Consider the following 26,999-nt stretch of genomic DNA (forward strand, 5'->3'; position numbering starts at 1 on the left):
TCCGTGCTTGCCTTAAAGACAGGCGAGGCGGCAGGAGCATTCAAGCAGAGCTGAGAACAGACAGGAGAGTTTGCCTGGGATTGATGACGACATCCCCATCGCAAGCGGCCGCTCTCGGCGTGGTCCGGTGGCCAAAACGAAAAAGCCTGCCGCGGGAGGAGGTGCGGCAGGCTTTTCGAAAAGAACCGAACGACAGCTGGGAGGAGGAGTGCTGTCGTTCCGCAGGCGACCTTGGGAGGAGGATGGGCGCCTGCATATCGAAGGGATGCGGGAGGAGATGCATCGCTTCGATAGAAATAATCATACTTATTTTATGCCCAGTTGATAGGCATTTCTTTGCAAGGCAGCCATGCATTATGCGAAATGCTCATGGCTGGCAGGCACCGCAAAAGCAAAGCGCCCGCTCGGGAGAAGCAGGCGCTGGGCAAGGCTCGAAGATGGTCGTCTGTCAGGCCGTTAGCGGCCGATGGCTGCACGGGCGATGTTGCGGATTTCGCCGCGGCCGATGCCGAGGTCGTCCAGTTCGCGCGTGGTCATACGGCCCAGTTCAGCGACCGTCTGACGGTACTTGCGCCAATTGTTGAAAGAGCGTGCTACGTTCATGATGATCCCCTTTCCGTGGGCTTTCGAAGCCTAGCTGCCAGTCCTTGGCGCTTCGTTCGCTTCGATGAGCCGTATATAATATGAGACGCGCGATTGTTGCAGCGCCAATGCATCACTGCACCTATGCGGCCTTTGCATGGGTCGTGTCGGGAGGGGTTAGTTCAGGATCCGAACCGCTTCGCGGTCAGAGTTTGAAACGATCGAAGGCCGTCAGCCGCACGGTCGGCGGATCCGCCTCTCTCCATCGGTAGATTTCCGCGCGCAGATAGGAGAGTTCGTCACCGAGGTCGTCTTCGCCGACTTCGATCCACCAGGACTTCAGGCGGCCGTCGCTTCCGTCAGACCAGCGATAGCCCCTCGCCTTCAGATGGTCCTTCATTTCGAACGGGCTGTGTTCGGCGAAGATGCGGATGCGCGAGCGCTGGCTGGCTCGGTAGAGTTCGGCAAACGGGCTTTCACCCTCACCTTGCTGCCGGTCGAGGATTTCCAGGAGCGCGTGGCAGTCGTCCACCGCGCGATGGCCCTCATGGAAATAGCCGGCCTGGCCGACGAGGTAACCAAGCTTGGTGCCCTCGAAGCCGCGCGCGCTCCAGTCGATTTCCGACACCGAACATGCCCAGGCCTTGCCGGTAAAGAGCGTCGAGAAGGCCTCGCAGAACGGCCGGTCGAAACCGGCATTGTGGGCGATGATCAGATCGGCGGGTTCGATCAGATCGCTGAGCGACGTGATGTCGATCACCTGTCCTTCGACCATCGCATCGGTGATCCCCGTCAGCCGGGTGACCTCGGGCGGGATCGGCCGCGACGGCTGCTGCAGGCCGCCATAGATGCCGACGATATCGCCGATCGTGCCGTCGTCGTCGAAGGTAAAGGCGACGGCGCCGATCTCGATGATCTCGTCGCTGCGATGGTTGAGGCCCGTCGTCTCCGTGTCGAGAACGACGCCGAGCCGCGAAAATTCCGGCCGTCTGACCGAGGCAATCGGCCGGGCGGTCAATTTCCTCAGGATGCGATAGTTGCCGCTCTCCTCGAGCGTGCGCGCCATATCTTCATCGGAACGGCCGGCCGGCACCAACGGCGGCCGGCGCGATGGAGCCCGCGCCTTGGCGACCGCCGGCGATGCCTTGGCAAACATGTCGAGTTGCGAATCTCTCTGCACGCTCATCGGACCTGTATGTCACGCAAACGCGGTTTAATCCACCGCGCGAGGCACTATCCCCAGCCCTTGCCTTTTGAAGACATCAAAGTTTAGCTGGGCATGCGCAGCCAAAGGAGAAGACATGTCTGGTGACAACGGCAAGGGCGCCGACGAGGACGTCGTCATCATCGGCGCCGGTGCTGCCGGCATTGCTGCTGCCCGCCGCCTGCAGGCAATCCGTCCGGATCTTTCGATCCTTCTGTTGGAAGCCGGTGACCGTCTTGGCGGCCGGGCCTGGACGGTCGGGCTGCCGGGAGCATCCGACATCGCGCTCGATCTCGGCTGCGGCTGGCTGCACGGGGCGCGGACCAATGCCTGGACGGCGATTGCCGAGAAGGTGGGACTGACGGTCGACCGCACGCCGGCGCCCTGGAACGGCGGGCGGCGGCTTCAGCGGGATGGCGTCGACATCCATGCCGCGCAGGAGGCGATCGGCGGCTATTTCGAGCGCCTCGACAGCCATGAAGGCGATGATACCGATCTGGCCGCGATGCTCGAACCCGGCAATGCCTGGAACGGCCAGATCCGGGCGATCGGCACCTACATCACCGGCGCCGAACTGGAACGGTCTTCGGTCGTCGACTACAACAGATATGACCCAGGCCCTGGTCCCGACTGGCGGGTGCGCCAGGGCTACGGAACCTTGATCTCGCTCTATGGCAGGCCGGTTCCGGCAAGGCTCGGCGTCGAGGTCAGGCGTATCGATCATCGCCATGCCGGCCGGATCGGCATCGAGACGAACCAAGGCGTGCTGAGCGCCCGCGCCGTGCTCGTGACCGTTTCGACGAATATGCTTGCCGCTGAAAAGATCGCCTTCGATCCGCCTTTGCCCGACAAAACCGAGGCGGCCGCCCGTTTGCCGCTCGGGCTCGCCGACAAACTCTTCCTCGGGCTCGCGCATCCGCAGGCGCTGCCGGCCGATACGCATATGCTCGGCTCCATCAGCCGCGGCGCCACCGGCACCTATCAGCTCCGGCCGTTGGGGGCTGGCGTCGTTGAAGCCTATTTTGCCGGCGACCTCGCCCATGACCTGGAGCGGGAGGGCAGAGACGCTGCCTTCTCCTTCGCCGCCGATGAGCTGGCGGCGGAATTCGGCGCGGATATCCGCCGGGAATTGTCGCTGGTGGCGATCTCGGCCTGGGCCGCTGCACCCCATATCGGCGGCTCCTATTCCTATGCCGAGCCCGGTGCCTCGGATCTGCGCGGGGTGCTCGCCGCACCGCATGATGGGCGGATTTTCTTTGCCGGCGAAGCCTGTTCGTATTCGCGTTATTCGACGGCGCACGGCGCCTACGACACCGGTATCGCCGCAGCCGAGCTGCTTGCCGCCTCGTTATCGAAAAATCCGTAACTGTCGCCCGCCCGCGGGAATATGTTTTCCCACTTGTGGCACGGGCGGGATTGGTTATGCTGCCCTCGCCCCTGCGCTGGATGAGCCCAGGGCGCCATACGTCATCCGGCGGCAGAGGCCGCCTCAAGCTCGATATTGTCATTAGATTGCGGAAGCCCCGGCTTCTACCCCGGCGATTTTGCGCGTCGGCTGCGGGTATCCGCATGAGGAGGAATAAATGGATTATCGCAAGCTCGGTCCCAGCGGGGCCGTCGTCACCGCCTATTGCCTGGGCACCATGACCTTCGGCGCGGAGGCCGACGAGACGGCCTCGCACAAGCTGCTCGACGATTATTTCGCCTGGGGCGGCAATTTCATCGATACCGCCGATGTCTACAGCGCCGGCAAGTCGGAAGAGATCATCGGCCGCTGGCTGAAGGCGCGCCCGACCGAGGCCCGCCAGGCGATCGTCGCCACCAAGGGCCGGTTTCCGATGGGCAACGGACCCAACGATATCGGCCTGTCGCGCCGGCATCTCGGCCAGGCGCTCGACGATTCGCTCCGCCGCCTCGGCCTCGAGCAGATCGATCTCTACCAGATGCATGCCTGGGACGCGCTGACGCCGATCGAAGAGACGCTGCGTTTCCTCGACGATGCGATTTCGTCAGGCAAGATCGGCTATTACGGCTTCTCCAACTATGTCGGCTGGCACATCGCCAAGGCGTCGGAGATCGCCAAGGCGCGCGGTTATACGCGTCCGGTGACGCTGCAGCCGCAATACAGCCTGCTCGCCCGCGACATCGAGCTCGAAATCGTCGCCGCCTGCCAGGATGCCGGCATGGGCCTGTTGCCATGGTCGCCGCTCGGCGGCGGCTGGCTGACCGGCAAGTACAAGCGCGACGAGATGCCAACCGGCGCCACCCGCCTCGGCGAGAACCCCAATCGCGGCAGCGAGTCCTATGCGCCGCGCAATGCCCAGGAACGCACCTGGGCGATCATCGGCGCTGTCGAGGAGATCGCCAAGGCCCGCGGCGTCAGCATGGCGCAGGTGGCGCTCGCCTGGACGGCGGCGCAGCCGGCCGTCACCTCGGTCATTCTCGGCGCCCGCACGCCCGAACAGCTCGCCGACAATCTCGCCGCCATGAAGCTCGAACTTTCCGACGAGGAAATGGCCAGGCTCAACGAGGTCAGTGCGCCGCAGCCTCTCGACTATCCCTATGGCAAGGGCGGCATCGCCCAGCGCCACCGCAAGATCGAGGGCGGCCGCTGAGCCTTTCGGCCGGACAGATCGACGCAAAAAGCCGCCATGTTTTCCATGGCGGCTCGGATTGCTGACAAGGTCGGCCACCCCCTCATTTCGTCATGCTCGGGCTTGTCCCGAGCATCTGCCCCGGTCGATAGGGCAGCAGATCCTCGGCACAAGGCCGAGGATGACGTCGGGGAGAGCACGATTGCCATCAAACTGAGCTGCCACGTTCCGTGGCGGCTTTCGTATTTTCAAGGGCAACGAGACAAGCGTGTCGTTACCCTCAAGCGGCCTGTACGGCCGCGTTCAGCGGGATTTCGACGTCGATCTCGAGCGTCGAGACAAATTCGTTGCGGTCGATCGTCACCTGCACCTTGTCGTGGTCGAGCTCGACGTGCTTGGCGATCACCGCAAGGATTTCCTCGCGCAGCAGGGTGACCAGGTCCGATCCCGCCGAGGCGCGCTCGTGGGCGAGAAGCACCTGCAGGCGTTCACGGGCGGCGGGCGCGGTTCTTTGTTTGTTGAAGAGACGGAAAATATTCATGCCGCCCTCCGTCCGAAAAGCTTGCCGAAAATATTGCGCTTTTCCTCGGGGATCGCCATCGGCAGGGTCTCGCCGGCGAGTCGGCGGGCGGCATCGAAATAGGCCATGGCGGCCGGGCTGCGGCTTTCGGCCAGGGTGACCGGCGCACCGACGTTGGAGGCGCGCAGCACATCCATGCTCTCGGGCACGATGCCGAGCAGCGGGATGGACAGGATTTCCAGCACGTCGTCGACCTTCAGCATGTCGCCGCGTTCGGCGCGGTTAGCGTCGTAGCGGGTGAGCAGCAGGTGCTTTTCCATCCGCTCGCCGCGTTCGGCCTTGGCGGTCTTGGCATCGAGCAAGCCGATGATGCGATCGGAATCGCGCACCGACGACACTTCCGGATTGGTGACGACGACGGCGACGTCGGCATGGCGCATGGCAAGTGTCGCGCCGCGTTCGATGCCGGCGGGGCTGTCGCAGATGATCCAGTCGAAATAGCGCTTCAGATCGTTGATGACGCGCTCGACGCCCTCGGCCGTCAGATTGTCCTTGTCGCGCGTCTGCGAGGCCGGCAGCAGGAACAACGTCTCCAGCCGCTTGTCGCGGATCAGCGCCTGGGTGAGCTTGGCGTCGCCCTGGATGACGTTGATCAGGTCGTAGACGACCCGGCGTTCGGCCCCCATCACCAGGTCGAGATTGCGCAAGCCGACGTCGAAGTCGACGACGACGACCTTTTCATTGCGTTGCGCCAGCGCCGCTCCCAATGCGGCCGTCGAGGTCGTCTTTCCGACCCCGCCCTTGCCTGACGTGACGACGATCACTTTCCCCATGTCTCTCTCCTTTGCCGTGCCGCAGTAATTCAAAGTGTTGCGCCGCGTCCCTTGCGCGTCTTTTGAAGACGCGCGGACCGTAGTCAGATCAGTTTTTCCGCCATGATCGCATCGTCTTCGAGCCAGAGCTGAACAGCCTGTCCGCGAAGATTGGGCGCCATGTCTTCCGCCATTTTGTAGACGCCGTCGATTGCGACCAGCTCGGCTTCGAGCTTGCGGCAGAAGATCCGTGCTGAGGCGTTGCCGATCGAGCCCGCCATGGCGCGGCCGCGCAGCGCCCCGTAGATATGCACCGAGCCGCCGGCGATGACCTCGGCCCCTGAGGCGACCGACCCGACAATGGTGACGTCGCCTTCCGGAAAGATCACCGATTGCCCGGAGCGCACCGGCTCGCGAATGACGATCGATTGCGTCGTTGCCGGGCGGATCTCGGGAGCCACCGGCTTGCTCGACAACTCGACAGGCTCACTCGTCTGAACCTCGATGTCGGAAGCCGAGCGGCCGCCTTTGAGCGCCGGCGGCATGCCGGAGCCGAGAAGGGACGGCCGAGCGCCTTCGATGCCCATGATGCTGACGTTGCGCTTGGCAAGCTCGGCAATGAGCTCCTTCAGCTGCGGCTTGTCGATTTGCAGGTCCGTCAGATCGAGCACGACAGGGCGTCCCAGGAAGAAACCGGCCGAACGCGCGGCCAGATCGTCGAGCCTCGCCAGCCAATCATCGAAAGGAAGGTCCGGGGACAACATGACGGCCAGGAAGGAGCGGCCCTTGATGCGGATAGAGCGAGCGTCTGTTAGCACTTTGGTCATCTGTGTGAAGAAATCGTTGACCATGTCTACCGCCGACATGGTTAACAAAAAGTTAACGCGGCCTCGATATTCCCTAACGCGATGCGGCCTTCGTCAATTGATAACTTTTTTTAAACAATTGAATAAATTCACTTTTGTACGAAGAATGAATAATCCTCATATATGACTGGAATGAAGATCTGTTGCCGACGATCTCATCGACGGCATGATCGAGATTCTTGCCGCCGCGTTAACCTCTCGGCAACTCAGCCCATGCGTTCGGAGGCGTAGCTTCCGGGGCTTGCCGGGAAGACGACGGTGCGGTTGCCGTTGATGAAGGTGCGGTGGTGGATATGGGCGTGGATGGCCCGGGCCAACACCTGGCTTTCGACGTCGCGGCCGATCGAGACATAGTCGTCGGCGCTCTGGGCGTGGGTGATTCGGGCCGTGTCCTGCTCGATGATCGGGCCTTCGTCGAGGTCGGCGGTGACGTAATGGGCGGTCGCGCCGATCAGCTTGACGCCGCGCTCATAGGCCTGCTTGTAAGGGTTGGCGCCCTTGAAGGACGGCAGGAAGGAATGGTGGATGTTGATGATCTTGCCCGACATCTGCTTGCAGAGCTGGTCGGAGAGAACCTGCATGTAGCGGGCGAGCACGATCAGCTCGGTGCCGGTCTGATTGACGAGCTCGACCAGCTGGGCTTCGGCCTGCGGCTTGTTCTCCTTGGTCACCTTGATGTGGTGGAAGGGGATGTCGTGATTGACCACGACCTTCTGATAGTCGAAATGGTTGGAGACGACGCCGACGATGTCGATCGGCAGCGCCCCGATCTTCCAGCGGTAGAGCAGGTCGTTGAGACAATGGCCGAAGCGCGACACCATCAGCAGCACCTTCATGCGGCTTTCGCTGTCGTGGAAATCATAATCCATCGCAAAGGGCGCGGCGACGGCGGCAAAATCGGTGCTGATCGCGGATCCCGACAGACCCTCTTCCGAAATGAAGCTGACCCGCATGAAGAACTTGCCGGTATCGAGATCGTCGAACTGCGAGCTGTCGATGATGTTGCAGCCCTTCTCGGCCAGATAGCTCGAAATCGCCGCAACGATGCCGCGCGTCGATTTGCAGGATACGGTGAGTACGACGTTTTTCATGCTGTCTCTTCCTTGGCCAGATCAGGTGCCCGGGGATGCGACACGCCGAAGCTTGTCAGCCCCGGCGTGTCGGCGGTCATTGAGGAGTCTGTCGGTCCTTCAGATGTCGAGCGTGCTCATCCGCTCCCACTCGGTAAAATGCGAGCAATAGGCATTCCATTCCCGATGTTTGAGCTTGAGGTAGGCGGCGGAAAATTCCGATCCGATCGCCGCCTTCAAGCCCTCGTCGGCATCGTAGGCGCGAAGCGCATCGAGCAGGTTGAGCGGCAGGCGCGGCGCGTCCTTCACCAGATGCCCCTCGGCATACATGTCGATATCGTGGTGCGGGCCGGGATCGGCCTGGCTGCGGATGCCGTCGAGGCCGGCGGCGATGATGATCGCCTGCAGCAAATACGGATTGACCGCCCCATCAGGCAGGCGCAGCTCGAAGCGCCCCGGCCCCGGCACGCGCACCATGTGGGTGCGGTTGTTGCCGGTCCAGGTGACGGTGTTCGGCGACCAGGTGGCGCCCGAGGTCGTGCGCGGCGCGTTGATGCGCTTGTAGGAATTGACCGTCGGATTGGTGATGGCGGCGAGTGCGGAAGCATGTTTCATGATGCCGCCGAGGAAGGTCTTGCCCTGCGCGGAGAGACCGAACGCCATTTCCTTGTCGGCGAAGGCGTTGACCTTGCCGTCGATGTCCCAGACCGAAATATGGGCATGGCAGCCGTTTCCGGTCAGGCCCTTGAAGGGCTTCGGCATGAAGGTGGCGCGAAGCCCGTGCTTCTCGGCGACCGATTTGACCATGAACTTGAAGAAGGAGTGCTTGTCCGCCGTTTTCAGAACGTCGTCATATTCCCAGTTCATCTCGAACTGGCCGTTGGCATCCTCGTGGTCGTTCTGGTAGGGCTTCCAGCCGAGTTCGAGCATATAGTCGCAAATCTCGGCGATGACGTCGTAGCGCCGCATCACCGCCTGCTGATCGTAGCAAGGCTTCTCGGCGGTATCGAACTGATCCGAGATGACAGAACCATCGGCCGAGATCAGAAAGAATTCCGGTTCGACGCCGGTTTTCACCCTGAGCCCTTCTTTCGCAGCCTCAGCGACCAGTCTTTTCAGCAGCACGCGCGGCGCCTGTTCGACAGGCCGATCGTCCATGACGCAGTCGGCCGCAACCCATGCGACGTCTTTCTTCCAGGGCAGCTGGATGACGGAGGAGGCGTCGGGAACGGCGAACAGGTCGGGATGGGCGGGCGTCAGATCGAGCCAGGTGGCGAAGCCGGCAAAGCCTGCGCCGTCCTTCTGCATATCGGCGATGGCTTCGGCCGGGACCAGCTTGGCGCGTTGGCCGCCGAACAGGTCCGTATAGCTGATCATGAAATATTTGATGCCTTTTTCGGCGGCGTATTGCGAGAGGTCGAGTGTCACGTTTGTCCCCTTATGTTGATCTTAGACACTTGATGATGAAGCCGGCCGCATCCTCCCAAACGCGCCCGGCCGGGTGTTCTTAGAAGCCGGTCTTGCCGGGGATCCAGTTCGTGCCGGCGAGCGGCACCTGCGCCATGGCCGATGCCTCGATCGTCAGTGCGACGAGGTCTTCCGGCTCGAGGTTGTGCAGGTGGTTCTTGCCGCAGGCACGCGCGATCGTCTGGGCCTCGAGCGTCATGACCTTGAGGTAGTTGGCAAGACGGCGGCCGGCCGCGACCGGATCGAGCCGCTTGGCGAGTTCCGGATCCTGGGTGGTGATGCCGGCCGGATCCTTGCCTTCATGCCAATCGTCATAGGCGCCGGCCGTCGAGCCGAGTTTTTGATATTCTTCTTCCCAGTGCGGATCGTTGTCGCCGATGGCGACGAGCGCGGCCGTGCCGATCGCGACCGCATCGGCGCCGAGCGCCAGCGCCTTGGCAACGTCGGCGCCGGAGCGGATGCCGCCCGACACGATGAGTTGCACCTTGCGGTGCATGCCGAGATCCTGCAGCGCCTGAACGGCCGGGCGAATGCAGGCGAGCGTCGGCATGCCGACATTTTCGATGAAGACGTCCTGTGTCGCCGCCGTGCCGCCCTGCATGCCGTCGAGCACGACGACATCGGCGCCCGCCTTCACGGCAAGGGCAGTATCGTAATAGGGACGCGCGCCGCCGACCTTGACGTAGATCGGCTTTTCCCAATCGGTGATCTCGCGCAGCTCCATGATCTTGATTTCCAGATCGTCAGGGCCGGTCCAATCCGGATGGCGGCAGGCCGAGCGCTGGTCAATGCCCTTCGGCAGGTTGCGCATATTGGCGACGCGGTCGGAGATTTTCTGGCCGAGCAGCATGCCGCCGCCGCCGGGCTTGGCCCCCTGGCCGACCACGACTTCGATCGCGTCGGCGCGGCGCAGATCCCTCGGATTCATGCCGTAGCGCGAGGGCAGATACTGGTAGACCAGCGTCTGCGAATGACCGCGCTCCTCATCGGTCATGCCGCCGTCGCCAGTCGTGGTCGAGGTGCCAGCAATCGTGGCACCGCGGCCGAGCGCTTCCTTGGCGTTGCCGGAGAGCGCGCCGAAGCTCATGCCGGCAATGGTGATCGGCGTCTTCAGCGTGATCGGCTTCTTGGCGAAACGCGAGCCGAGCACCACCGTCGTGTCGCACTTCTCCCGATAGCCTTCGAGCGGATAGCGCGAGATCGAGGCGCCGAGAAACAGCAGATCGTCGAAATGCGGAACCTTGCGCTTGGTGCCGGCGCCGCGGATGTCATAGATGCCGGTGGCAGCCGCGCGGCGGATTTCGGCGAGCGTATAGTCGTCGAAGGTCGCGGACTTGCGGGGCGGCGTATAGGGGTTGTGATAGCTCATGGGGGTCCCTCGCCTCAGTACGCGTCGGCGTTGTCGATGTTGAAATTGTAGAGTTTGCGGGCGGAGCCGTAGCGCTTGAACTCTTCGGGCCTGACGTCCGTGACCCCGGCCTTGTCCAGCAGTTCGGCAAGCTTCTCCAGATGCTCGGGCCGCATCTCTTTCTCGATGCAGTCGGCGCCCAGGCTCTTGACCTCGCCGCGGACGAAAAGCTTGGCTTCGTAGAGCGAATCCCCCAGCGCATCGCCGGCGTCGCCGAGCACGACGAGATGGCCGGACTGGCCCATGAAGGCCGACATGTGGCCGATGCTGCCGTGAACGACGATGTCGATGCCCTTCATCGAAATGCCGCAGCGCGAGGCCGCATTGCCCTTGATGACCAGCAGGCCGCCCTGGCCGGTGGCGCCGGCATACTGGCTGGCGTCGCCCTCGATGACGACGGTGCCGGACATCATGTTTTCGGCAACGCCCGGGCCGGCGGAACCGTGAACCGTGACCCGGCCGCCGTCATTCATGCCGGCGCAGTAATAGCCGACCGAGCCTCTGACGGCGACTGTGACGGGGCTGTCGATGCCGACGGCGACGGCATGGCTGCCGCGCGGGTTGATGACTTCGAATTCGGTGTCGTTGGCGCCCTTGGAAAGGGCGTGCAACGCGCTGTTTAGTTCGCGAAGAGGTGTGTTGGAAAGATCGAATGTGGGCATTGGGTCCTCGTTGGAATCTTCGTTTCTCCGGGGGCGGTTTCAGGCGCTCGTCAGGCGGCCTTGTCGTGGTCCCAGAAGTAAACGGTCGCCGGCTCCGGCTCCCAGACGCGGGCATTCTCGATGCCGGGAAGGTTGACCAGCGCGCGGTATTCCGAGCCGAAGGCGACATATTGCTCGGTCTCGGCCATGACGGCGGGCTTGCAGGCGATCGGGTCGCGCACCACGCCGAAGCCGGACTTGGTGCCGACGACGAAGGTGAAGAAGCCGTCGAGATCGTCGAGGGCGCCCGTCAGCGCCTGGCCGAGATCCTTGCCCTTGGCCATCTCGGCCGTCAGATAGGCGGCGGCGACTTCGGAATCGTTCTGCGTCTCGAAGGTCATGCCTTCGCGGATGAGTTCGCGGCGCAGATTGTTGTGGTTGGACAGTGAGCCGTTATGCACGAGGCACTGATCGGCGCCGGTCGAGAACGGATGGGCGCCGAGCGTGGTGACCGCGGATTCCGTCGCCATGCGGGTATGGCCGATGCCGTGCGTGCCGCTCATGGCGCGGACGTCGAACCGCTTCACGACATCCTTGGGAAGGCCGATTTCCTTGTAGATTTCGACGCTTTCGCCCGATCCCATCAGACGGACCGCCGGGCGGATCTCTTCGAGCGCCTTGCGCACAGTTCCAAGCTTGGAAGCTTCGAGCTCGATGACCGCATGCGTGCTCTTGACCGACACGTCGGCTCTAATGCCGGCCTTCTCGAGGTCGGCGGCAAGACCTTCGAAATCCGTGTCCGGATTGGCGGACTGAATGGTGATTTTCGCTTTGCCCTCAGCCGTTCCGCCATAGATCGCGATGCCGGCTGAATCCGGGCCGCGATCCGTCATGGTGATCAGCATATCCGAGAGCAGATTTCCCAGCTGGGGTTCAAGGCCCTTGTCCTTGAGGAACAGTCCAACAATGCCGCACATGCGCGTGCCTCCGTTCATGTTGCGAAAGGAGTAACAGCTCTGTTTGCAGGCTTCAACTGGGAGGAATAAATTTTTCCTTTAAGGCAATATCAGCTTCTGGTGACTTGTTGGGGATAGCTGATGATCGAGAGATACCGGCTTGGCAGTTTCACCAGCTGCTCCGGCCCATGCGGCGCATCGGCATCGAAGAACAGGCTGTCGCCCGGCTGCATCTGGAAAAGCTGGTCGCCATGGCGATAGACCACCTCGCCTTCGAGCATGTAGAGAAACTCCATGCCCTCGTGCTGGAAGGTCGGGAAGATGTCGGAATCGGCCGTCAGCGTGATGAGATAAGGCTCGACGATGACGCCGCTCGAATTGTTGTCGATATGGCCGAGCAGATTATATTGGTGGCCGGCGCGTGTGCCGCGCCGTTCCAGCTCGACGCCCTCTCCCGCCTTGACGAAGACGGCGTTGCGCGGTTCCTCGTAGCGTCTGAAGAAAGCGGTCAGCGGCACGCCGAGCGCCCGCGACAGCGATTGCAGCGTCGTCAGCGACGGCGAGATGTTGCCGTTCTCGATCTTCGACAGCATGCCGAGCGAAATGCCGGTCGCGGCCGCCAGATCGGTGACCGTGATGCCGAGTTTTTTGCGGTAGGCGCGCACCTCATGGCCGATCGCCATTTCGAGGTTGTTTTCCTTCGGTTCCCGAACGGCGTGCGGGTCCTGCGAAAAGGGCGCACGTGCCCCATGGTCCGGTTGTTCTGCCGTTTCACGCTTGGTTGTCATGAAAGTCCGCCGCCTGGTTTTGTCCCGATGCCAACCTATCGCCCTAGTGAAGGTTCCTCAACCATGAAGAAACCTAATCCAGCCTCGCCTGCCGCGGCGCGACGCCATAGAGGGCGCGGAACATCCGGGAAAAATGGCTGAGACTGGAAAAGCCGGTGGCTACAGCGATCTCCGAGACGGAAAGCGGGCTCTGTTTCAGCAGGCGATGGGCATGCTGCAGGCGGATCCTGTGATATTGATCGAGGAAGGTGGTTCCGAGATGGGCCGCAAAGAGCCGGTCGAGATGACGGGCGGAAACACCGGCGATGCGCGCCATGGCGGCGCGGTCGAGCGGCATTTCGATTGTCTCCTCCATGCGTTCGAGCACCGTGAGCACCCCCGGATGATGGGCGCCATAGCGTTCGGCGAGCGAGGCGCGCTGCGGTGCGGCGGGCTCGTTGACCTCGGTATGAAGATACCAGTCGCTGACGCGGCGGGCGAAATCCGGCCCCATGCGCTCGGCAATCAGCACATGCATCATGTCGAGCGGTGCAATGCCGCCGCCGCAGGTGATGCGGTTGCCGTCGATCATGAAGCGTGCCTGGCGCGGCGAAAGATCCGGGAAGGCTTCGAGAAGCGCCGCCGCATGTTCCCAATGGATGGTGAAGTCGCGGCCGGCCAGCAGACCGGCGGCGGCCATCAGGTAGGGGCCGCCCGAAATGCCGCCGATCCTCACACCTTCGCGCGCCAGCTGCCGCAGGCAGGCAAGGACGCCGGGGTAACGCCAGTCGCGCGGCGAGCCGCCGGCGCAGACGAAGGTCATGCCGAGATCCGACCCCCTGGCGGGAAGAGGTTCGGCCGGCACAGGCACGCCGGAGGAGGAGAGCACCGGCGCGCCATCCGGCGAGAAGATCCACAGGCGATAGATTTCTCGCCCGGCCAGAAGGTTTGCCGCCCGCAACGGCTCGGTCGCCGAGGCATAGGACATCAGCGCGAATCCTGGGATCAGGATGAAGCCGATCTCCTGGACATTTCTGCTATCGGAAGAGGACATGTCTCTTTTTTAACCATTCCTGTCCTAATTGCGCAAGTCGATCATGTCCTTTCTGGCATCATGCGGTCGTTCCATTCGGATTGACCCATGCGCTATTCCGCTCTTTCGATTTTCCTCAACGGCCTTCGCGGCAATAAAAATTGGGCGCCCGCCTGGCGTGACCCGGCGCCGAAGCCGCATTATGACGTCGTCATCGTCGGCGGCGGCGGTCATGGCCTTGCCACCGCCTACTATCTTGCCAAGGAATTCGGCATCACCAATGTCGCCGTGCTCGAAAAGGGCTATCTCGGCTCCGGCAATATCGGCAGGAACACCACGATCATCCGTTCGAACTACCTGCTTGCCGGCAACAATCCCTTCTACGAGCTGTCGATGAAGCTTTGGGAAGGGCTGGAGCAGGACTTCAACTTCAACGCCATGGTCTCGCAGCGCGGCGTGCTCAACCTCTTCCATTCCGATGCGCAGCGCGACGCCTATACGCGCCGCGGCAACGCCATGCGGCTGCACGGCGTCGATGCCGAGCTTCTCGACCGGCAGGCGGTGCGCAGGAAATTGCCCTTCCTCGATTTCGACAATGCGCGTTTCCCCATCATGGGGGGCCTGTTCCACCCGCGCGGCGGCACGGTGCGCCACGATGCGGTCGCCTGGGGTTATGCGCGCGGCGCCGACAGCCGCGGCGTCGACATCATCACCCAGTGCGAAGTGACCGGCATCCGCACACAAAACGGTGACGTGACCGGCGTCGAGACCAGCAGGGGCTTCATCGGCTGCGGCAAGCTGGCGCTGGCGGCGGCCGGCAATTCCACCGTCGTCGCCGATATGGCCGGCCTTCGCCTGCCGATCGAAAGCCATGTGCTGCAGGCCTTCGTTTCCGAAGGGCTGAAACCCTTCATCGACAATGTCGTCACCTTCGGCGCCGGACATTTCTATGTGTCGCAGTCGGACAAGGGCGGTCTCGTCTTCGGCGGCGACATCGACGGCTATAACTCCTACGCGCAACGCGGCATTCTGGCGACTGTCGAGCATGTCGCCGAAGCCGGGCTGGCAATGATCCCGTCGCTATCGCGGGTGCGGTTTCTGCGCTCCTGGGGCGGGGTCATGGATATGAGCATGGATGGCTCGCCGATCATCGACCGCACCCATATCGGCAATCTCTATCTCAACGCCGGCTGGTGTTACGGCGGCTTCAAGGCGACGCCCGCCTCCGGCTTCTGCTACGCCCATTTGATCGCCCGCAATACGCCGCATCAGACGGCCCGCGCCTTCCGGCTCGACCGTTTCGCGCGCGGCTATCCGATCGACGAAAAGGGCGTCGGCGCCCAGCCCAATCTGCACTGAGGACATTTGACCATGGCGAGCCTGATTTCCTGTCCCCATTGCGGCGCCCGGCCGAAGGAGGAATTCTCGATCCGCGGCGATGCGAGCCTTGTCAGGCCGGCGCCGGACGCCGGTGCGGATGCCTGGTTCGACTATGTCTATCCGCGTGACAATCCGCGCGGCCGCCACAGCGAATATTGGCACCATTCCTCCGGATGCCGCCGCTGGCTGATCGTCGAACGCGATACCGTTACCCATAAGGTCCATGGTGTCAGGGATGCCGCCCTTGCGAAGCTCGGCGGAGACCTGGCATGACCAGCTTCCGTCTTTCCACCGGCGGGCGCATCGACCGCGCCAAAACACTCGGCTTCACTTTCGACGGCAAGGCCCTGGAAGGCCATCCCGGCGACACGCTCGCCTCGGCGCTGCTTGCCAACGGTGTCCAGCTCGTCGGCCGCAGTTTCAAATATCACCGCCCGCGCGGCATCCTGACGGCCGGTGCCGCCGAACCGAACGCACTGGTGACGACAGGCAGCGGTGGGCGCACCGAACCGAATACACGCGCGACCATGATCGAGCTTTACCAGGGACTGGCGGCCAAGAGCCAGAACCGCTGGCCCTCGCTCGGCTTCGACATGGGTGCGGTCAACGGCCTGCTCTCGCCCTTCCTCAGCGCCGGTTTCTACTACAAGACCTTCATGTGGCCGGCGGCTCTCTGGGAGAAGCTCTACGAGCCGGTAATCCGCAAGGCGGCGGGCCTCGGCAGAGCCTCCTACGAGGCCGATCCCGATGCCTATGAGAAATGCTGGGCGCATTGTGATCTGCTGGTGATCGGCGCCGGCCCTGCCGGTCTTGCCGCAGCGCTGACCGCCGGCCGCGCCGGCGCCCGCGTCATCCTCGCCGACGAAGGCCCCGAGCTCGGCGGCAGCCTGCTCTCGGAGAGCGGCACAATCGATGGCAAGCCGGCGGACGCGCTTCTCGGTGAACTGCTGACCGAACTGGAGGGCCTGGAAAATGTGCGCCGCCTGCCGCGCACGACCGTCTTCGGCTCGTACGACGACAATGTCTTCGGCGCCGTCGAGCGTGTTCAGAAGCATGTGGCGCTGCCGGATCCGGACCGCCCGGTCGAACGCCTGTGGCGCATCGTCGCCCGCCAGGCGATCCTCGCGACGGGCGCCGAGGAACGGCCGCTGGTCTTCGGCGGCAACGACATACCAGGCGTGATGATGGCAGGCGCCATTCGCAGCTATCTCAACCGGCAGGCTGTCGCACCCGGCAAGCGCACGGTGATCTTTACCACCAACGATGCCGGTTACCGCACTGCCGCCGATCTTGAAGCCGCCGGCCTCTCCGTTGCGGCGATCGTCGACAGCCGCGCGGATGCGGGCAAGGGCTGGCAGGGGCGTGCCGAGGTATTGAAGGGCGCCCGGGTGATCGATGCCCATGGCGGCCAACACCTGCGCGGCGTCAGCGTCGAAACCGCTGGCGGCACCCGCCGTATCGAAGCCGATGCGCTTGCCATGTCGGGCGGCTGGAGCCCGGTCATCCACCTTGCCTGCCATCGCGGCGCAAAGCCGCAATGGTCGGACGAGGCGGCGGCGTTTCTGGCGCCGGCCGCGCAAGACGGTCTTGCCGTTGCCGGCTCGGCCGCAGGCCTCCAGGAAATCACGGCCTGTCTGGGTGATGGAGCCGCAAAGGCGGCCGCCGCCTTGAAAGCGATCGGCTTCGCAACAGAACCGGCCTTTGCCTCAGCCGGCGAGACGGCGCAGCGCGCAAAGCCGCTGTGGTCCGTCAAGGGCTCGAAGGGCAAGGCCTTCGTCGACTATCAGAACGATGTCCATCTCAAGGACCTCGGCCTCGCCGTGCGTGAAGGCTATGGCAATGTCGAGCTCGCCAAGCGCTATACGACATCAGGCATGGCGACCGACCAGGGCAAGCTTTCCAACATCAACGCCATCGGCATTCTGGCCGAGGCGCGCGGCGTTTCGCCCGCCGAAGTGGGAACGACGACCTTCCGGCCCTTCTATACGCCGGTCTCCTTCGGCGCCTTGACCGGCGCTTCGCGCGGCAAAGATTTCCAGCCGGCGCGCAAATCGCCGCTGCACGGCTGGGCGAAAAAGAACGGCGCCGTCTTCGTCGAAACCGGCCTCTGGTACCGTTCCTCCTGGTTTCCGCGCACAGGTGAGGCGACATGGCGCGATAGCGTCGATCGCGAAGTGCTGAATATCCGCAAAAATGCCGGCCTCTGCGACGTCTCCACCCTCGGCAAGATCGAAATCTTCGGTCGCGATGCCGCCACCTTCCTCGACCGGGTCTATTGCAACGGCTTCGCCAAGCTTGCCGTCGGCAAGGCGCGTTACGGCATCATGCTGCGCGAGGACGGCTTCATCTATGACGACGGCACCACCAGCCGCTTCAGCGACGAGCATTTCTTCATGACGACGACGACGGCGCTTGCCGCCGGCGTGCTGACCCACCTCGAATTCTGCGCCCAGACGCTGTGGCCGGAGCTCGGCGTCTGCTTCGCCTCCTCGACCGATCAATGGGCGCAGATGGCTGTTGCCGGGCCGAAGTCCCGCGCCATCCTCGCCGAGATTGTCGACGAGGACATCTCCGATGCCGCCTTCCCTTTCATGAGCGCCCGCAAGATCTCGCTATTCGCAGGCCGTCTCGAAGGCCGGCTCTTCCGCATCTCCTTCTCCGGCGAACTCGCCTACGAGCTGGCGGTGCCGGCCGGCTACGGCGAGAGCGTTGCCGACGCCATCATGGCGGCCGGCGAAAAACACGGCATCTGCGCCTACGGCGCCGAAGCGCTCGGCGTCCTGCGCATCGAAAAGGGCCACGTCACCCATGCCGAGATCAACGGCACGGTCACCCCGGGCGATCTCGGTTTCGGCCGCATGGTGTCATCGACCAAGCCGGATTTCATCGGCAAGGCGATGCTTGCCCGCGAGGGCCTGCAGGACCCCGAGCGACCGCGCCTTGTCGGCGTGAAGCCGCTTCACCCGGCAAGCGGCTTCCGCACCGGCTCGCATATTCTTGCCGAAGGCGCTGCGGCGACGCTCGAAAACGACCAGGGCTACCTCACCTCAAGCGCCTTTTCGCCGACGCTTGGCCATAGGATCGGTCTGGCGCTCGTCAGGCGTGGGCGGGAGCGTATCGGTGAGAAGGTGACGGTCTGGAACGGCCTGCACAACGAATTCACCGATGCGGTGCTCTGCCATCCCGTCTTCATCGATCCCGAAAACGAGAAGCTCCATGCCTGACCTTCCCCAGCATACACCGGTTCTCGCCGGCGCTAGATTTAACGGCATGACAGGCTCCGGCCTCCGACTGGAAGCCTTACCGGAAGGCCATCTGCTGCACGTGCTCGGCGCGATCGAGCCGGTCGCACTTGCCGCCGTACTGGTCAAAGCCGGTTTTGCGAACAGTGCGATCCGCAAGGCCGGCTTCCACCAATTGTTCATCGCCGGCGATGAACCGCTTTCGCCCGCCGGTCTTGACGCGCTTACGGCAGCACTCGCCGGAAAAGCCTTCGTCGTGGACCAGAAGTCACGGCCGTGTCCGCATCGGAATCTCCGGCCGTTCTTCGCGCCTGCTTCTTTCAAAAGGCACGGCCGTCGATCTCGATCCGGCCGTGTTTGCCGAGGGCAGTTCGGCGATGACGATGATCGGCCATATCTCGGTGCAGATCGTCCGCACCGGCGAGGATAGCTTCGAGCTCACGGTCCTACGCAGCTTCGCCGAAAGCCTCTGGGACGAGCTCACCCATATGGCGGTGAGCGCCGAAAAGGATAGCGTGTAAAAGGCTATCCTTGCCGTCAACCGCCATGGGTTTGTTCCATCAGCGAAAGAGATGATTGGCGTTCACGCGCAGCACATCGTCCTTAGCCCGGTTTCTTGATGTCCTCGAATCTGAGGCAGAAGCGCGCGAGATATTTACTCAGGCGGTCGGCGTCGTTGCTGCTCCTTTTCTCCAATCGCGAGATCGCAAACAAGGTTCTGCCCGCCGCGCTTGCTGTGGCATGTTGACGGCAGGTATGAAGAACGGTGGCAAGCTGGGCTGCGTCAAAGCGATCGAGGCGAGCCGCAACTTCTGCACCCAGCACTTCTTCGATGATCAGATCCACCCTGCCGTCGTCACTCGAGCTGCGCCAAAACGCATTCAGCCGGCGGACTTCATCATCAACGACGCCGGTCGTGATGCGCCCATGCGGCGCGAGGGTCGCCATGCGGGTCACCGAAGCCGACAGGTCGCGAAAGTTGGCACTCCAGACGGCTTGCGGGCCGGTTGCGAAGGTAAGATACCGCTCCCGTGCTTCCTTGTTGAACGTAACATTTTCGCCTTCTCGTTCCAGATAGCGCCGGAGCTCAAAGTCGAGATTGGGCTCTATGTCCTCCTTGCGCTCGCGCAGGGCCGGCAGCTGGAACGTCCAGAGGTTCAGGCGGGCATAGAGATCTTCGCGGAACCTGCCTTTGCGGACATCCTCGCCAAGATCGCGGTTGGTGCCGGCAAGCAGCTGGAAGTCTGCGGACGCCTCCCGATCAGCGCCCACGGGCAGGAACTTCTTTTCCTCGATTGCGCGCAGGCACATGGCCTGTTCGTCGAGGCCGAGTTCGCCAATCTCGTCGAGGAACAGCACGCCTTTGTCGGCGGACTTGAGCAAGCCGGCACGCTCGCTGGCCGCGCCCGTAAACGCGCCTTTCACATGGCCGAACAGGGTCGACATGGCCTGGTCGCCGCGCAGGGTCGCGCAGTTGACCTCGATGAACGGACCGCTGACCTTGCGCTGGCTCTTCTTCAGCTCGTAGATCCTGCGGGCGAGTTGCGACTTGCCGGCACCGGTCGGCCCGGTCAGGAGAACGGGCGCGGTCGAACGGATCACCACCCTTTCGATCTCGTCGATCATTCTGTTGAAGGCGGCGCTGCGGGTCGAAATCCCCGATTTCAGGAAGGAGGCGGCGTCTTCGCGCTCGGAGGCGAAGCGCTTGGCGATCTCGTCATAGCGGGACAGGTCGAGGTCGATGATCCGATGCGTGCCGGCGAAATCCTGCTCCGGCTCGCGGTCGCGCGGCGGCGAGAGCTGCAGCAGCTGGCCGGGAATGATGCGGGCTTCGGTCAGCAGGAACCAGCAGATCTGTGCCACATGGGTGCCGGTGGTGATGTTGACGAGATAGTCTTCCGTTTCGGGGTCGAAGTTGTAGTTGCGGGCAAAGTCCCTGAGGTGCGTGTAGACCTCCGAGAAATCCCAGGGATCCCGGAAGTTGATGACATTGCTCCGCACCTGCGTTGCCGGCGCCACGGTTTCGATGTCGGCAACGATGCGGTGACAGAGAGCTTGCGAGTGGTTGTCGAGGATCAGCTCCAACCGGTCGATGAATAGGCCCGGTTGCTGGCAGAGCGCGACATTGGGCCGCCAGCGGCTCCAGCGATTTTCCCATTTCCCTGCGTCCAGGGTGGTTCCCAATATGCTGATGGCGACACGGCGCTTCATGACTTATCCAAAATTATAAAGCCATATATTTTGCGATAATATAATCGGGATGTGGATTTTCGCAATTCATGATTGTGCGTAAAGGCTTCAGAAAAATTTATTATTTAAAAACAAAAAGATAAGACAAAAAATGCAGGCAGGAGGTGTTCTTTTCTGCAAACTGGCACGCGTCTTGAAAGGTATCTGGCACGAACCACACAAGAGGGGCTGTCATGGTCAACAAGGCGATCTTCAAAACCTACCTCGGAAAACTGCTTCCGGGAACGGACACAAAAAATCATGAAGCGGCCCCTGCCTACCGGCTGACGCCGCGCGAGGCGCTGGCGCAATATGCTGTGACCGGCACGTTCAACGGCACCTTCTATGCTGAAGGAGCTGAGCAGCTTGACGCGGTAAAGACGCTTGCCCTTCAGGTCGAGCCGGAATTTCTCGCCAAGCTGGCTGTTTACGCCGCTGAAAAGGGTCACATGAAGGACATGCCGGTGACGCTGCTCGCCATGCTCTCCGGCCTTCAGAGCGATGCCTTCGCCCGTGCGTTCCCGCGCGTGGTGAAGAGCGGCAAGATGCTGCGCGGCTTCGTGCAGGTCATGCGATCTGGCGCCACGGGTCGAAAGTCGCTCGGCACACGCCCGAAGAAGATGGTGCAGGCGTGGCTCGAGCGGGCGAGCACCGAGCAGATCCTGCGTGCGATGGTTGGAAACGATCCTTCGCTCGCCGACGTCATCCGCATGGTGCATCCGAAGCCGGCTACGGAGGAGCGCAAGGCGCTTTATGCCTGGGCCATCGGCAAGCCGCACGACTACGCGGCACTGCCGGAGCTCGTCAAGGCATTGGAAGCGTTCCGACGTGACCAGACGATGCCGGTGCCCGATGTCCCGTTCCAGATGCTGACCTCGCTGGCGCTGACGCAGGAGCATTGGGTCGAGATCACCCGCACGGGCGGCTGGCAGATGGTGCGGCAGAACCTCAACACCTTTGCACGCAACGGCGTGTTCGAGGTCGAGAGTTTTGCCGAGGCGCTGGCGGCGCGGCTTGCCGATCCGGAGGAAATCCGCAAGGCAAAGGTCTTCCCCTATCAGTTGATGATGGCGTGGAAGATGGTCGACGGCCAAGTTCCGGATGTCGTGCGGGATGCGCTTCAGGACGCGATGGATATCGCCATCGCCAATGTGCCGTCCCTGATGGGCAATGTCGTGCTCTGCCCCGACGTGTCGGGTTCCATGGGCTCGCCCGTGACCGGTTACCGGAAGGGCGCGACGTCCTCGGTTCGTTGCATCGACGTTGCCGGTCTGATGACTGCGGCGTTCCTGCAGCGCAACCCGAAGGCGCGGGTGCTGCCGTTCGAGAATGACGTGGTGCGCGTCAGCCTCAACAAGCGGGATTCGGTGATGACCAATGCCGGTAAGCTGGCGAAAATCGGCGGCGGCGGAACCAACTGCTCCGCACCGCTGAAGGTGCTGGCAAAAGAGAGGGCCAAGGTCGATCTCGTGGTGTTCATCTCGGACAATGAGTCCTGGGTGGATGCGCGCGGGAGCGGAAAGCCGACGGCAGTGATGACGGAATGGGCCAGGATCAAGCGGGTCAACCCGGCTGCAAAGCTGGTCTGCCTCGACATCCAGCCCCACGCCACGACGCAGGCGCCGACGCGGGAAGACGTGCTCAACATCGGTGGCTTCTCGGACGCCGTCTACGGGGTGATCACGGCTTTCGCGGCCAACAGCAAAGGAGCGGATGGCTGGGTAAAAGCCATCGAAGCAATCGAGCTCTGACGGGCTCACAGGAAGCAATATCCTCGCGCCGCCGTGAACGGCGCGGGGAGCCGTGACGAATGCCGGATGAAACTACAGGCTGTTACCCTCCAGGTCGCGGGTTCGAATCCCGTCGGGTCCTCCAGTTGATGGACCCGTAGCTCAGCGGATAGAGCAGGGCGTTTCACCACACCTCGTCGTCACGGACGAATGGAATGACATGGCGAATGCAAAAGGAACTACATAGCCGCGGCAGGTTCGAACCCTGCGAGGGATTAAACGTCCCCTTTGGTAGCGGGAAGTTTCTTAAACACTTGTCGCCATAGCCAAATGCAGTGGCGAATGCCGGACGGAACTACAGCCGCCAAAGTTGGATGGTCTGGCAGGTTCGACTCCTCCTGGGCATACGCTCTCTGGCACGAGCGGGGCCATCCGGTTTCGTCCATCCTCGTCGCCGCTGCGACCTCCTGCCATGCAGGAAACTACCCCGGCGAATGCCGGCAGGACTACAGGTAGAGCGGCCCGTCGGATTTCCGGCGGGCAGGTCGGATGTTCAAATCATCCCGTGTTTCCGAAGGGAGCACGTAGCTCAGTAAGCCGTCCTGCCAATCTCGTCGCGGGGACGATGGTAAGGCCCTGGGCGAATGCCGCCGGTGATTACAGGGGCCGCATCGCGCCATGATCATGGAATGCGTGCGGTGAGATAGATCTCCGGCAATGCTCGTCGCTCAGGCGGTGTGAAGAAAAGCAACTGAACAAGAAGGACTGCAGACGCAGAAAAGACAATGATAGCGGTAATGAGCGGACAGGATTTGATCGATGCCGGCATGAGCCAGGGGAAGTGGTTTCGCCCGGCTCTCGACGCGGCCAACGCGGTTTTGAGCCAGGGTGGCTCGGCGACCGATGCGCTGGAGGCGGCAAGGGCCTTCCAGCCCGGGCCGACGCTTGCCTTGAGGACTGACAACGATATCGAGATCTATTCCAACATCCGCGCCGAGAATGCCTTTGAGCAAGATAATGTCGAGAAGGTCAACGCGACGATGCGGGCGCTGGTGCGGACACCGGTTGTCCGTTCCGCGGCGATCATGCCGGACGCCTGCCCGGCGGGTCCGGTCGGAACAATCCCGGTCGGTGGCGTGGTGGCATCCGAAGCGATCCATCCCGGCATGCACTCGGCCGATATCTGCTGCTCCATGGCGATCTCGATCCTTCCTGGCGTGGATCCGAAGGCGCTTCTGGACGCTGTGCAGGCCGTGACGCATTTCGGTCCCGGCGGTCGGCCCCGCGGTGCGCAGCTGAAGCCTTCCGAGGCGACGCTTTCGGCCTTCGAGCAGAATCCCTATCTGCGCGACGGCGTGCTGAGCGCTGGCATCGAGCATTTCGCCACGCAGGGCGACGGCAATCATTTCGCCTATGTCGGAACGATGAAGTCGACCGGTGAAACCGCGCTTGTGACCCACCACGGATCGCGAGCACCGGGGGCGCGGCTCTACGACAGGGGCATGAAGGTCGCCAACGGGTTTCGGGAGCGCATTTCGCCCGAGACGCATCGGGAAAACGCCTGGATTCCGGCGGATACCGAGGAAGGTGACTTTTACTGGTCGGCGCTGCAGACGATCCGCCAGTGGACGAAAGAGAACCACTATGTCCTTCACGACATGGCAGCGGAAAGACTTCTCGGTCAAGGTCGCGGACCGCTTCTGGAACGAGCATAATTTCGTCTTCCGGAAGTCGGACGGGCTGTTCTACCACGGAAAGGGTGCCACCCCTGCCTTCGACAACTGGGCGCATGACGCGACCGATCTGACCATCATTCCGCTCAATATGGCGGAACCGATCCTGATCGTTCGCGGCTCGAACGCTGCCCATGGCCTCGGCTTCTCGCCGCATGGCGCTGGCCGCAACTTTTCGCGCAGCGCGCATATGAGGCAGCTGTCTGCGGAGTATGGGGCGGATTCGCGAGGTCTGAGCCCGAACAACATCGCGGCTATCCTGGAGAAGGAAACAAGCGGTCTCGACGCGCGGTTCTTCTCTGGTTTCGCCGATGTGTCGGAACTGCCGAGTGCCTACAAGAGCGCTGCGAACGTGCGGGCGCAGATCGAGCACTACGGTCTCGCCGAAGTGGTCGACGAGGTGATCCCCTGACGGGAGCATCATGGCCGGCGACTGGCAGCAGAATGCGCCCTGGCGTAAAAAGCGCCGGTAAACATCGAGGGAAGGCAACCAGGCTTGCCTTCCCTCAAATGCGCTCAGGCATATGGCGGTTGTCGCCGAAAAGGATAGCGGCGCCTAAGGCCGCATTAGCCGCGAAACGTATAGCTGCTGATCGAAGCCGGTTTCATCTCGATGGAGAAGCCCGGCAGGGTGGGCGGCATATAGGCGGCGTTCTCGATCCGGCAGGGGTCGAGGAAATGTTCGTGCAGGTGATCGACATATTCGATGACGCGGCCATCCTTGGTGCCTGACACCGCGACGTAATCGATCATCGACAAGTGCTGCACATATTCGCAGAGGCCGACGCCGCCCGCATGCGGCCAGACCGGCAGGCCGAACTTGGCGGCGATCAGCAGCACCGACAGGACCTCGTTCAGCCCGCCCATGCGGCAGGAATCGATCTGGACGATGTCGATTGCGCCCTCGGCGATGAACTGCTTGAACATGATGCGGTTCTGGCACATCTCGCCGGTCGCGACCTTCACCGGCGCGATCGCCTGGCGGATCTTGCGATGGCCGGCGACGTCATCTGGGCTGGTGGGTTCCTCGATGAAGAAGGGTTTGGCAAAGGCGAGCGCCTTGACCCAGTCGATCGCCTGGCCGACGTCCCAGACCTGGTTGGCGTCGATCATCAGATAGCGGTCGGGGCCGATCACCTCGCGGGCGATCCGCAAGCGGCGGATATCGTCTTCCAGATCGCGGCCGACTTTCATCTTGATATGGTTGAAGCCGGCGTCGATCGCCTCCTGGCAGAGGCGGCGCAGTTTCTCGTCCTCGTAACCGAGCCAGCCGGCCGAGGTCGTGTAGCAGGCATAGCCCTCCTTTTCGAGCAGGGCGATGCGTTCGGCCTTGCCCGCCTCGGCGCGCTTCAGGATCTCCACCGCTTCGTCACGCGTCAGCACGTCGGTCAAATAGCGGTAGTCGACGATATCGGCGATCTCATCCGGGGACATCTCGGCAACGAGGCGCCAGACGGGTTTGCCCGCCTGCTTGGCGAGCAGATCCCAGACGGCGTTGACGACGGCGCCGGTCGCCAGATGAATGGCGCCCTTTTCCGGGCCGATCCAGCGCAGCTGGCTGTCGCTGGTCAGATGCCGCCAGAACTTGCCGGGATGGGCGAGCATGTCGGTAAGCTCGGCGCCGACGACGAGATGGCGCATCGCCTCGATCGCCATGCAGCAAATGTCGTTGCCGCGGCCGATGGTGAAGGTCAGGCCGTGGCCGGCAAGATCAGGCGCATCCGTGTCGAGAATGACATAGGCGGCCGAATAATCCGGGTCGGGGTTCATCGCATCGGACCCGTCCAGGCTTTGCGAGGTGGGAAAGCGGAGATCGAAGACGCGAAGGTCGGTGATGCGGGTCATGTTGTTCCTCCCGATTGCGATGGCCGGATCGGCCGGCAACCTGCCGGCCTCCTCATCGGCGAAAGCGCGTTGCGATCTTTCAGATTCGCGCCTCGCGCTTTAGGTCTCTGTGTTGCGCATGTCGTCATCGCAAACCGCTGCACGGTTTTGCGCGATATGCGCTGGGTCAGATCGTCCAGCCGCCGTCGATGGCGATCGCCTGGCCCGAGGTGTAGGTGGCGCCGGCGAGATAGACGGCAAGATCGGCGATCTCTTCCGGCGAACCGAGCCGGCCCATCGGCTGGCGGGCGATGAAGGCGGCGCGGGCCGCATCGTAATCGCCGCCGGCGCGCATGCGGTCCTGCAGCGACGGGCTTTCCACCGTACCGGGGCAAATGGCATTGCAGCGAATGCCTTCGGCGACATAATCGGCGGCGACGGATTTGGTCAGGCCGATGACGGCGGCCTTGGTGACGCCATAGGCGAAGCGGTTCGGCACGCCCTTGATGCTGGAGGCGACGGAGGCCATGTTGATGATCGCCCCGTCCTTGCGCTCGAGCATGCCGGGCAGCACGGCGCGGATGGTGCGGATCATCGCCTTGACGTTGAGGTCGAGGGCGAATTCGAAATCGGCATCCTTCATCTCCAGGATCGAGCCCGCATGGACGAAACCGGCGCAGTTGAACAGCACGTCAACGCGCCCAATCTCGGCGACCAGAGCTTGGACCGAGTCTTCGTCGAGCACATTCAGCTTATGGATGGAAACGCCGGTTTCGGCGGCGAGCGTCGCCAGAGCGTCGGTGTTGATGTCGGTGGCGTGGACCTTGGCGCCGGTCGCGGCAAAGGCTGCCGCCGTCGCCCGGCCGATGCCCTGGCCGGCGGCGGTGATGAGAACGGTCTTGCCGGAAAGTCTGTTTGTCATGTCACTGGCCTTTTCTGGA

At 62.8% G+C, this 26,999-nt stretch carries 21 protein-coding genes and 2 pseudogenes; 8 read left to right on the forward strand and 15 right to left on the reverse strand.

The features are described 5' to 3' along the window. Positions 1-456 precede the first annotated feature (456 nt). A complete protein-coding gene (locus MHI61_RS04620) occupies positions 457-603 on the reverse strand; it encodes a DUF1127 domain-containing protein (RefSeq protein ID WP_010026285.1) in 147 nt (48 codons plus the stop codon). Between the two features lie 184 nt (positions 604-787). Then, positions 788-1,768 carry a 3'-5' exonuclease gene (locus MHI61_RS04625; protein WP_239789711.1) on the reverse strand — a complete coding sequence of 327 codons (981 nt, stop codon included), beginning with the start codon at positions 1,766-1,768 and terminating at the stop codon, positions 788-790. 115 nt (positions 1,769-1,883) lie between these two features. On the opposite strand from MHI61_RS04625, the gene MHI61_RS04630 reads away from it, so the two are divergent. Next, positions 1,884-3,152, forward strand: a complete 1,269-nt coding sequence (locus MHI61_RS04630) for an NAD(P)/FAD-dependent oxidoreductase (protein ID WP_239789712.1) — start codon at positions 1,884-1,886, stop codon at positions 3,150-3,152. A 217-nt stretch (positions 3,153-3,369) separates the two neighbouring features. After that, a complete protein-coding gene (locus MHI61_RS04635; protein ID WP_239789713.1) occupies positions 3,370-4,401 on the forward strand; it encodes an aldo/keto reductase in 1,032 nt (343 codons plus the stop codon). Positions 4,402-4,660: 259 nt separating this feature from the next. Here MHI61_RS04635 and minE read toward each other — a convergent pair whose 3' ends face one another. The 10 genes from minE to MHI61_RS04685 all read right to left on the reverse strand — a co-directional run bounded on the left by minE (position 4,661) and on the right by MHI61_RS04685 (position 13,941). Further along, positions 4,661-4,921 carry a cell division topological specificity factor MinE gene (gene minE / locus MHI61_RS04640; protein WP_012490694.1) on the reverse strand — a complete coding sequence of 87 codons (261 nt, stop codon included), beginning with the start codon at positions 4,919-4,921 and terminating at the stop codon, positions 4,661-4,663. Beyond that, positions 4,918-5,733, reverse strand: a complete 816-nt coding sequence (minD, locus tag MHI61_RS04645) for a septum site-determining protein MinD (protein ID WP_016736745.1) — start codon at positions 5,731-5,733, stop codon at positions 4,918-4,920. The genes minE and minD overlap by 4 nt, the downstream gene beginning before the upstream one ends. Before the next feature lie 83 nt (positions 5,734-5,816). Beyond that, on the reverse strand, positions 5,817-6,539 hold the full coding sequence (gene minC, locus MHI61_RS04650; protein ID WP_239789772.1) for a septum site-determining protein MinC: 723 nt from the start codon (positions 6,537-6,539) through the stop codon (positions 5,817-5,819). A 245-nt stretch (positions 6,540-6,784) separates the two neighbouring features. Beyond that, entirely contained in the window at positions 6,785-7,669 is an 885-nt protein-coding gene (gene purU / locus MHI61_RS04655) for a formyltetrahydrofolate deformylase (protein WP_239789714.1), read from the reverse strand. A gap of 99 nt (positions 7,670-7,768) precedes the next feature. Beyond that, positions 7,769-9,076, reverse strand: coding sequence for a type III glutamate--ammonia ligase (gene glnT, locus MHI61_RS04660; RefSeq protein ID WP_239789715.1), 1,308 nt, complete (start codon positions 9,074-9,076; stop codon positions 7,769-7,771). A 79-nt stretch (positions 9,077-9,155) separates the two neighbouring features. Then, positions 9,156-10,484 (reverse strand): FMN-binding glutamate synthase family protein, encoded by a 1,329-nt coding sequence (locus tag MHI61_RS04665; protein WP_239789716.1) that lies wholly within the window; start codon positions 10,482-10,484, stop codon positions 9,156-9,158. Positions 10,485-10,498: 14 nt separating this feature from the next. Beyond that, a complete protein-coding gene (locus tag MHI61_RS04670; RefSeq protein WP_239789717.1) occupies positions 10,499-11,185 on the reverse strand; it encodes a GXGXG domain-containing protein in 687 nt (228 codons plus the stop codon). 50 nt (positions 11,186-11,235) lie between these two features. After that, positions 11,236-12,141 (reverse strand): glutamine amidotransferase family protein, encoded by a 906-nt coding sequence (locus MHI61_RS04675; protein ID WP_239789718.1) that lies wholly within the window; start codon positions 12,139-12,141, stop codon positions 11,236-11,238. Positions 12,142-12,230: 89 nt separating this feature from the next. Further along, the gene (locus tag MHI61_RS04680) at positions 12,231-12,908 is read right to left on the reverse strand and encodes a helix-turn-helix domain-containing protein (RefSeq protein WP_239789719.1); all 678 of its coding nucleotides are present in this window, start codon (positions 12,906-12,908) and stop codon (positions 12,231-12,233) included. 73 nt (positions 12,909-12,981) lie between these two features. Then, a complete protein-coding gene (locus MHI61_RS04685; RefSeq protein ID WP_239789720.1) occupies positions 12,982-13,941 on the reverse strand; it encodes a GlxA family transcriptional regulator in 960 nt (319 codons plus the stop codon). An 87-nt stretch (positions 13,942-14,028) separates the two neighbouring features. Here MHI61_RS04685 and MHI61_RS04690 point away from each other — a divergent pair, with 87 nt between their 5' ends. The 4 genes and pseudogenes from MHI61_RS04690 (at position 14,029) to MHI61_RS04705 (ending at position 19,063) form a co-directional block, all read left to right on the forward strand. Beyond that, positions 14,029-15,279 (forward strand): sarcosine oxidase subunit beta family protein, encoded by a 1,251-nt coding sequence (locus tag MHI61_RS04690; RefSeq protein WP_239789721.1) that lies wholly within the window; start codon positions 14,029-14,031, stop codon positions 15,277-15,279. Between the two features lie 12 nt (positions 15,280-15,291). After that, positions 15,292-15,573, forward strand: coding sequence for a sarcosine oxidase subunit delta (locus tag MHI61_RS04695; protein ID WP_239789722.1), 282 nt, complete (start codon positions 15,292-15,294; stop codon positions 15,571-15,573). Beyond that, positions 15,570-18,524, forward strand: a complete 2,955-nt coding sequence (locus MHI61_RS04700; protein ID WP_239789723.1) for a sarcosine oxidase subunit alpha family protein — start codon at positions 15,570-15,572, stop codon at positions 18,522-18,524. The genes MHI61_RS04695 and MHI61_RS04700 overlap by 4 nt, the downstream gene beginning before the upstream one ends. Next, positions 18,517-19,063, forward strand: a pseudogene (locus MHI61_RS04705) (sarcosine oxidase subunit gamma family protein). Before MHI61_RS04700 ends, MHI61_RS04705 begins: the two are co-directional and overlap by 8 nt. Before the next feature lie 82 nt (positions 19,064-19,145). Here MHI61_RS04705 and rtcR read toward each other — a convergent pair. After that, positions 19,146-20,753: an RNA repair transcriptional activator RtcR gene (gene rtcR / locus MHI61_RS04710; protein WP_239789724.1), complete on the reverse strand. Its 1,608-nt coding sequence runs from the start codon at positions 20,751-20,753 to the stop codon at positions 19,146-19,148. A 212-nt stretch (positions 20,754-20,965) separates the two neighbouring features. On the opposite strand from rtcR, the gene MHI61_RS04715 reads away from it, so the two are divergent. Both MHI61_RS04715 and MHI61_RS04720 read left to right on the forward strand, forming a co-directional pair. After that, positions 20,966-22,522, forward strand: coding sequence for an RNA-binding protein (locus MHI61_RS04715; RefSeq protein WP_239789725.1), 1,557 nt, complete (start codon positions 20,966-20,968; stop codon positions 22,520-22,522). Positions 22,523-23,298: 776 nt separating this feature from the next. Then, positions 23,299-24,707: pseudogene (locus MHI61_RS04720) on the forward strand (RtcB family protein). Between the two features lie 94 nt (positions 24,708-24,801). Here the strand turns inward: MHI61_RS04720 and MHI61_RS04725 are convergent. Together MHI61_RS04725 and MHI61_RS04730 are read right to left on the reverse strand one after the other, a co-directional pair. Then, entirely contained in the window at positions 24,802-26,079 is a 1,278-nt protein-coding gene (locus MHI61_RS04725; protein ID WP_239789726.1) for an L-fuconate dehydratase, read from the reverse strand. Positions 26,080-26,245: 166 nt separating this feature from the next. Further along, a complete protein-coding gene (locus MHI61_RS04730) occupies positions 26,246-26,980 on the reverse strand; it encodes an SDR family oxidoreductase (RefSeq protein ID WP_239789727.1) in 735 nt (244 codons plus the stop codon). Positions 26,981-26,999: the final 19 nt, after the last annotated feature.

The organism is Rhizobium sp. K102 (assembly GCF_022385315.1).
Lineage (GTDB): Bacteria > Pseudomonadota > Alphaproteobacteria > Rhizobiales > Rhizobiaceae > Rhizobium > Rhizobium croatiense.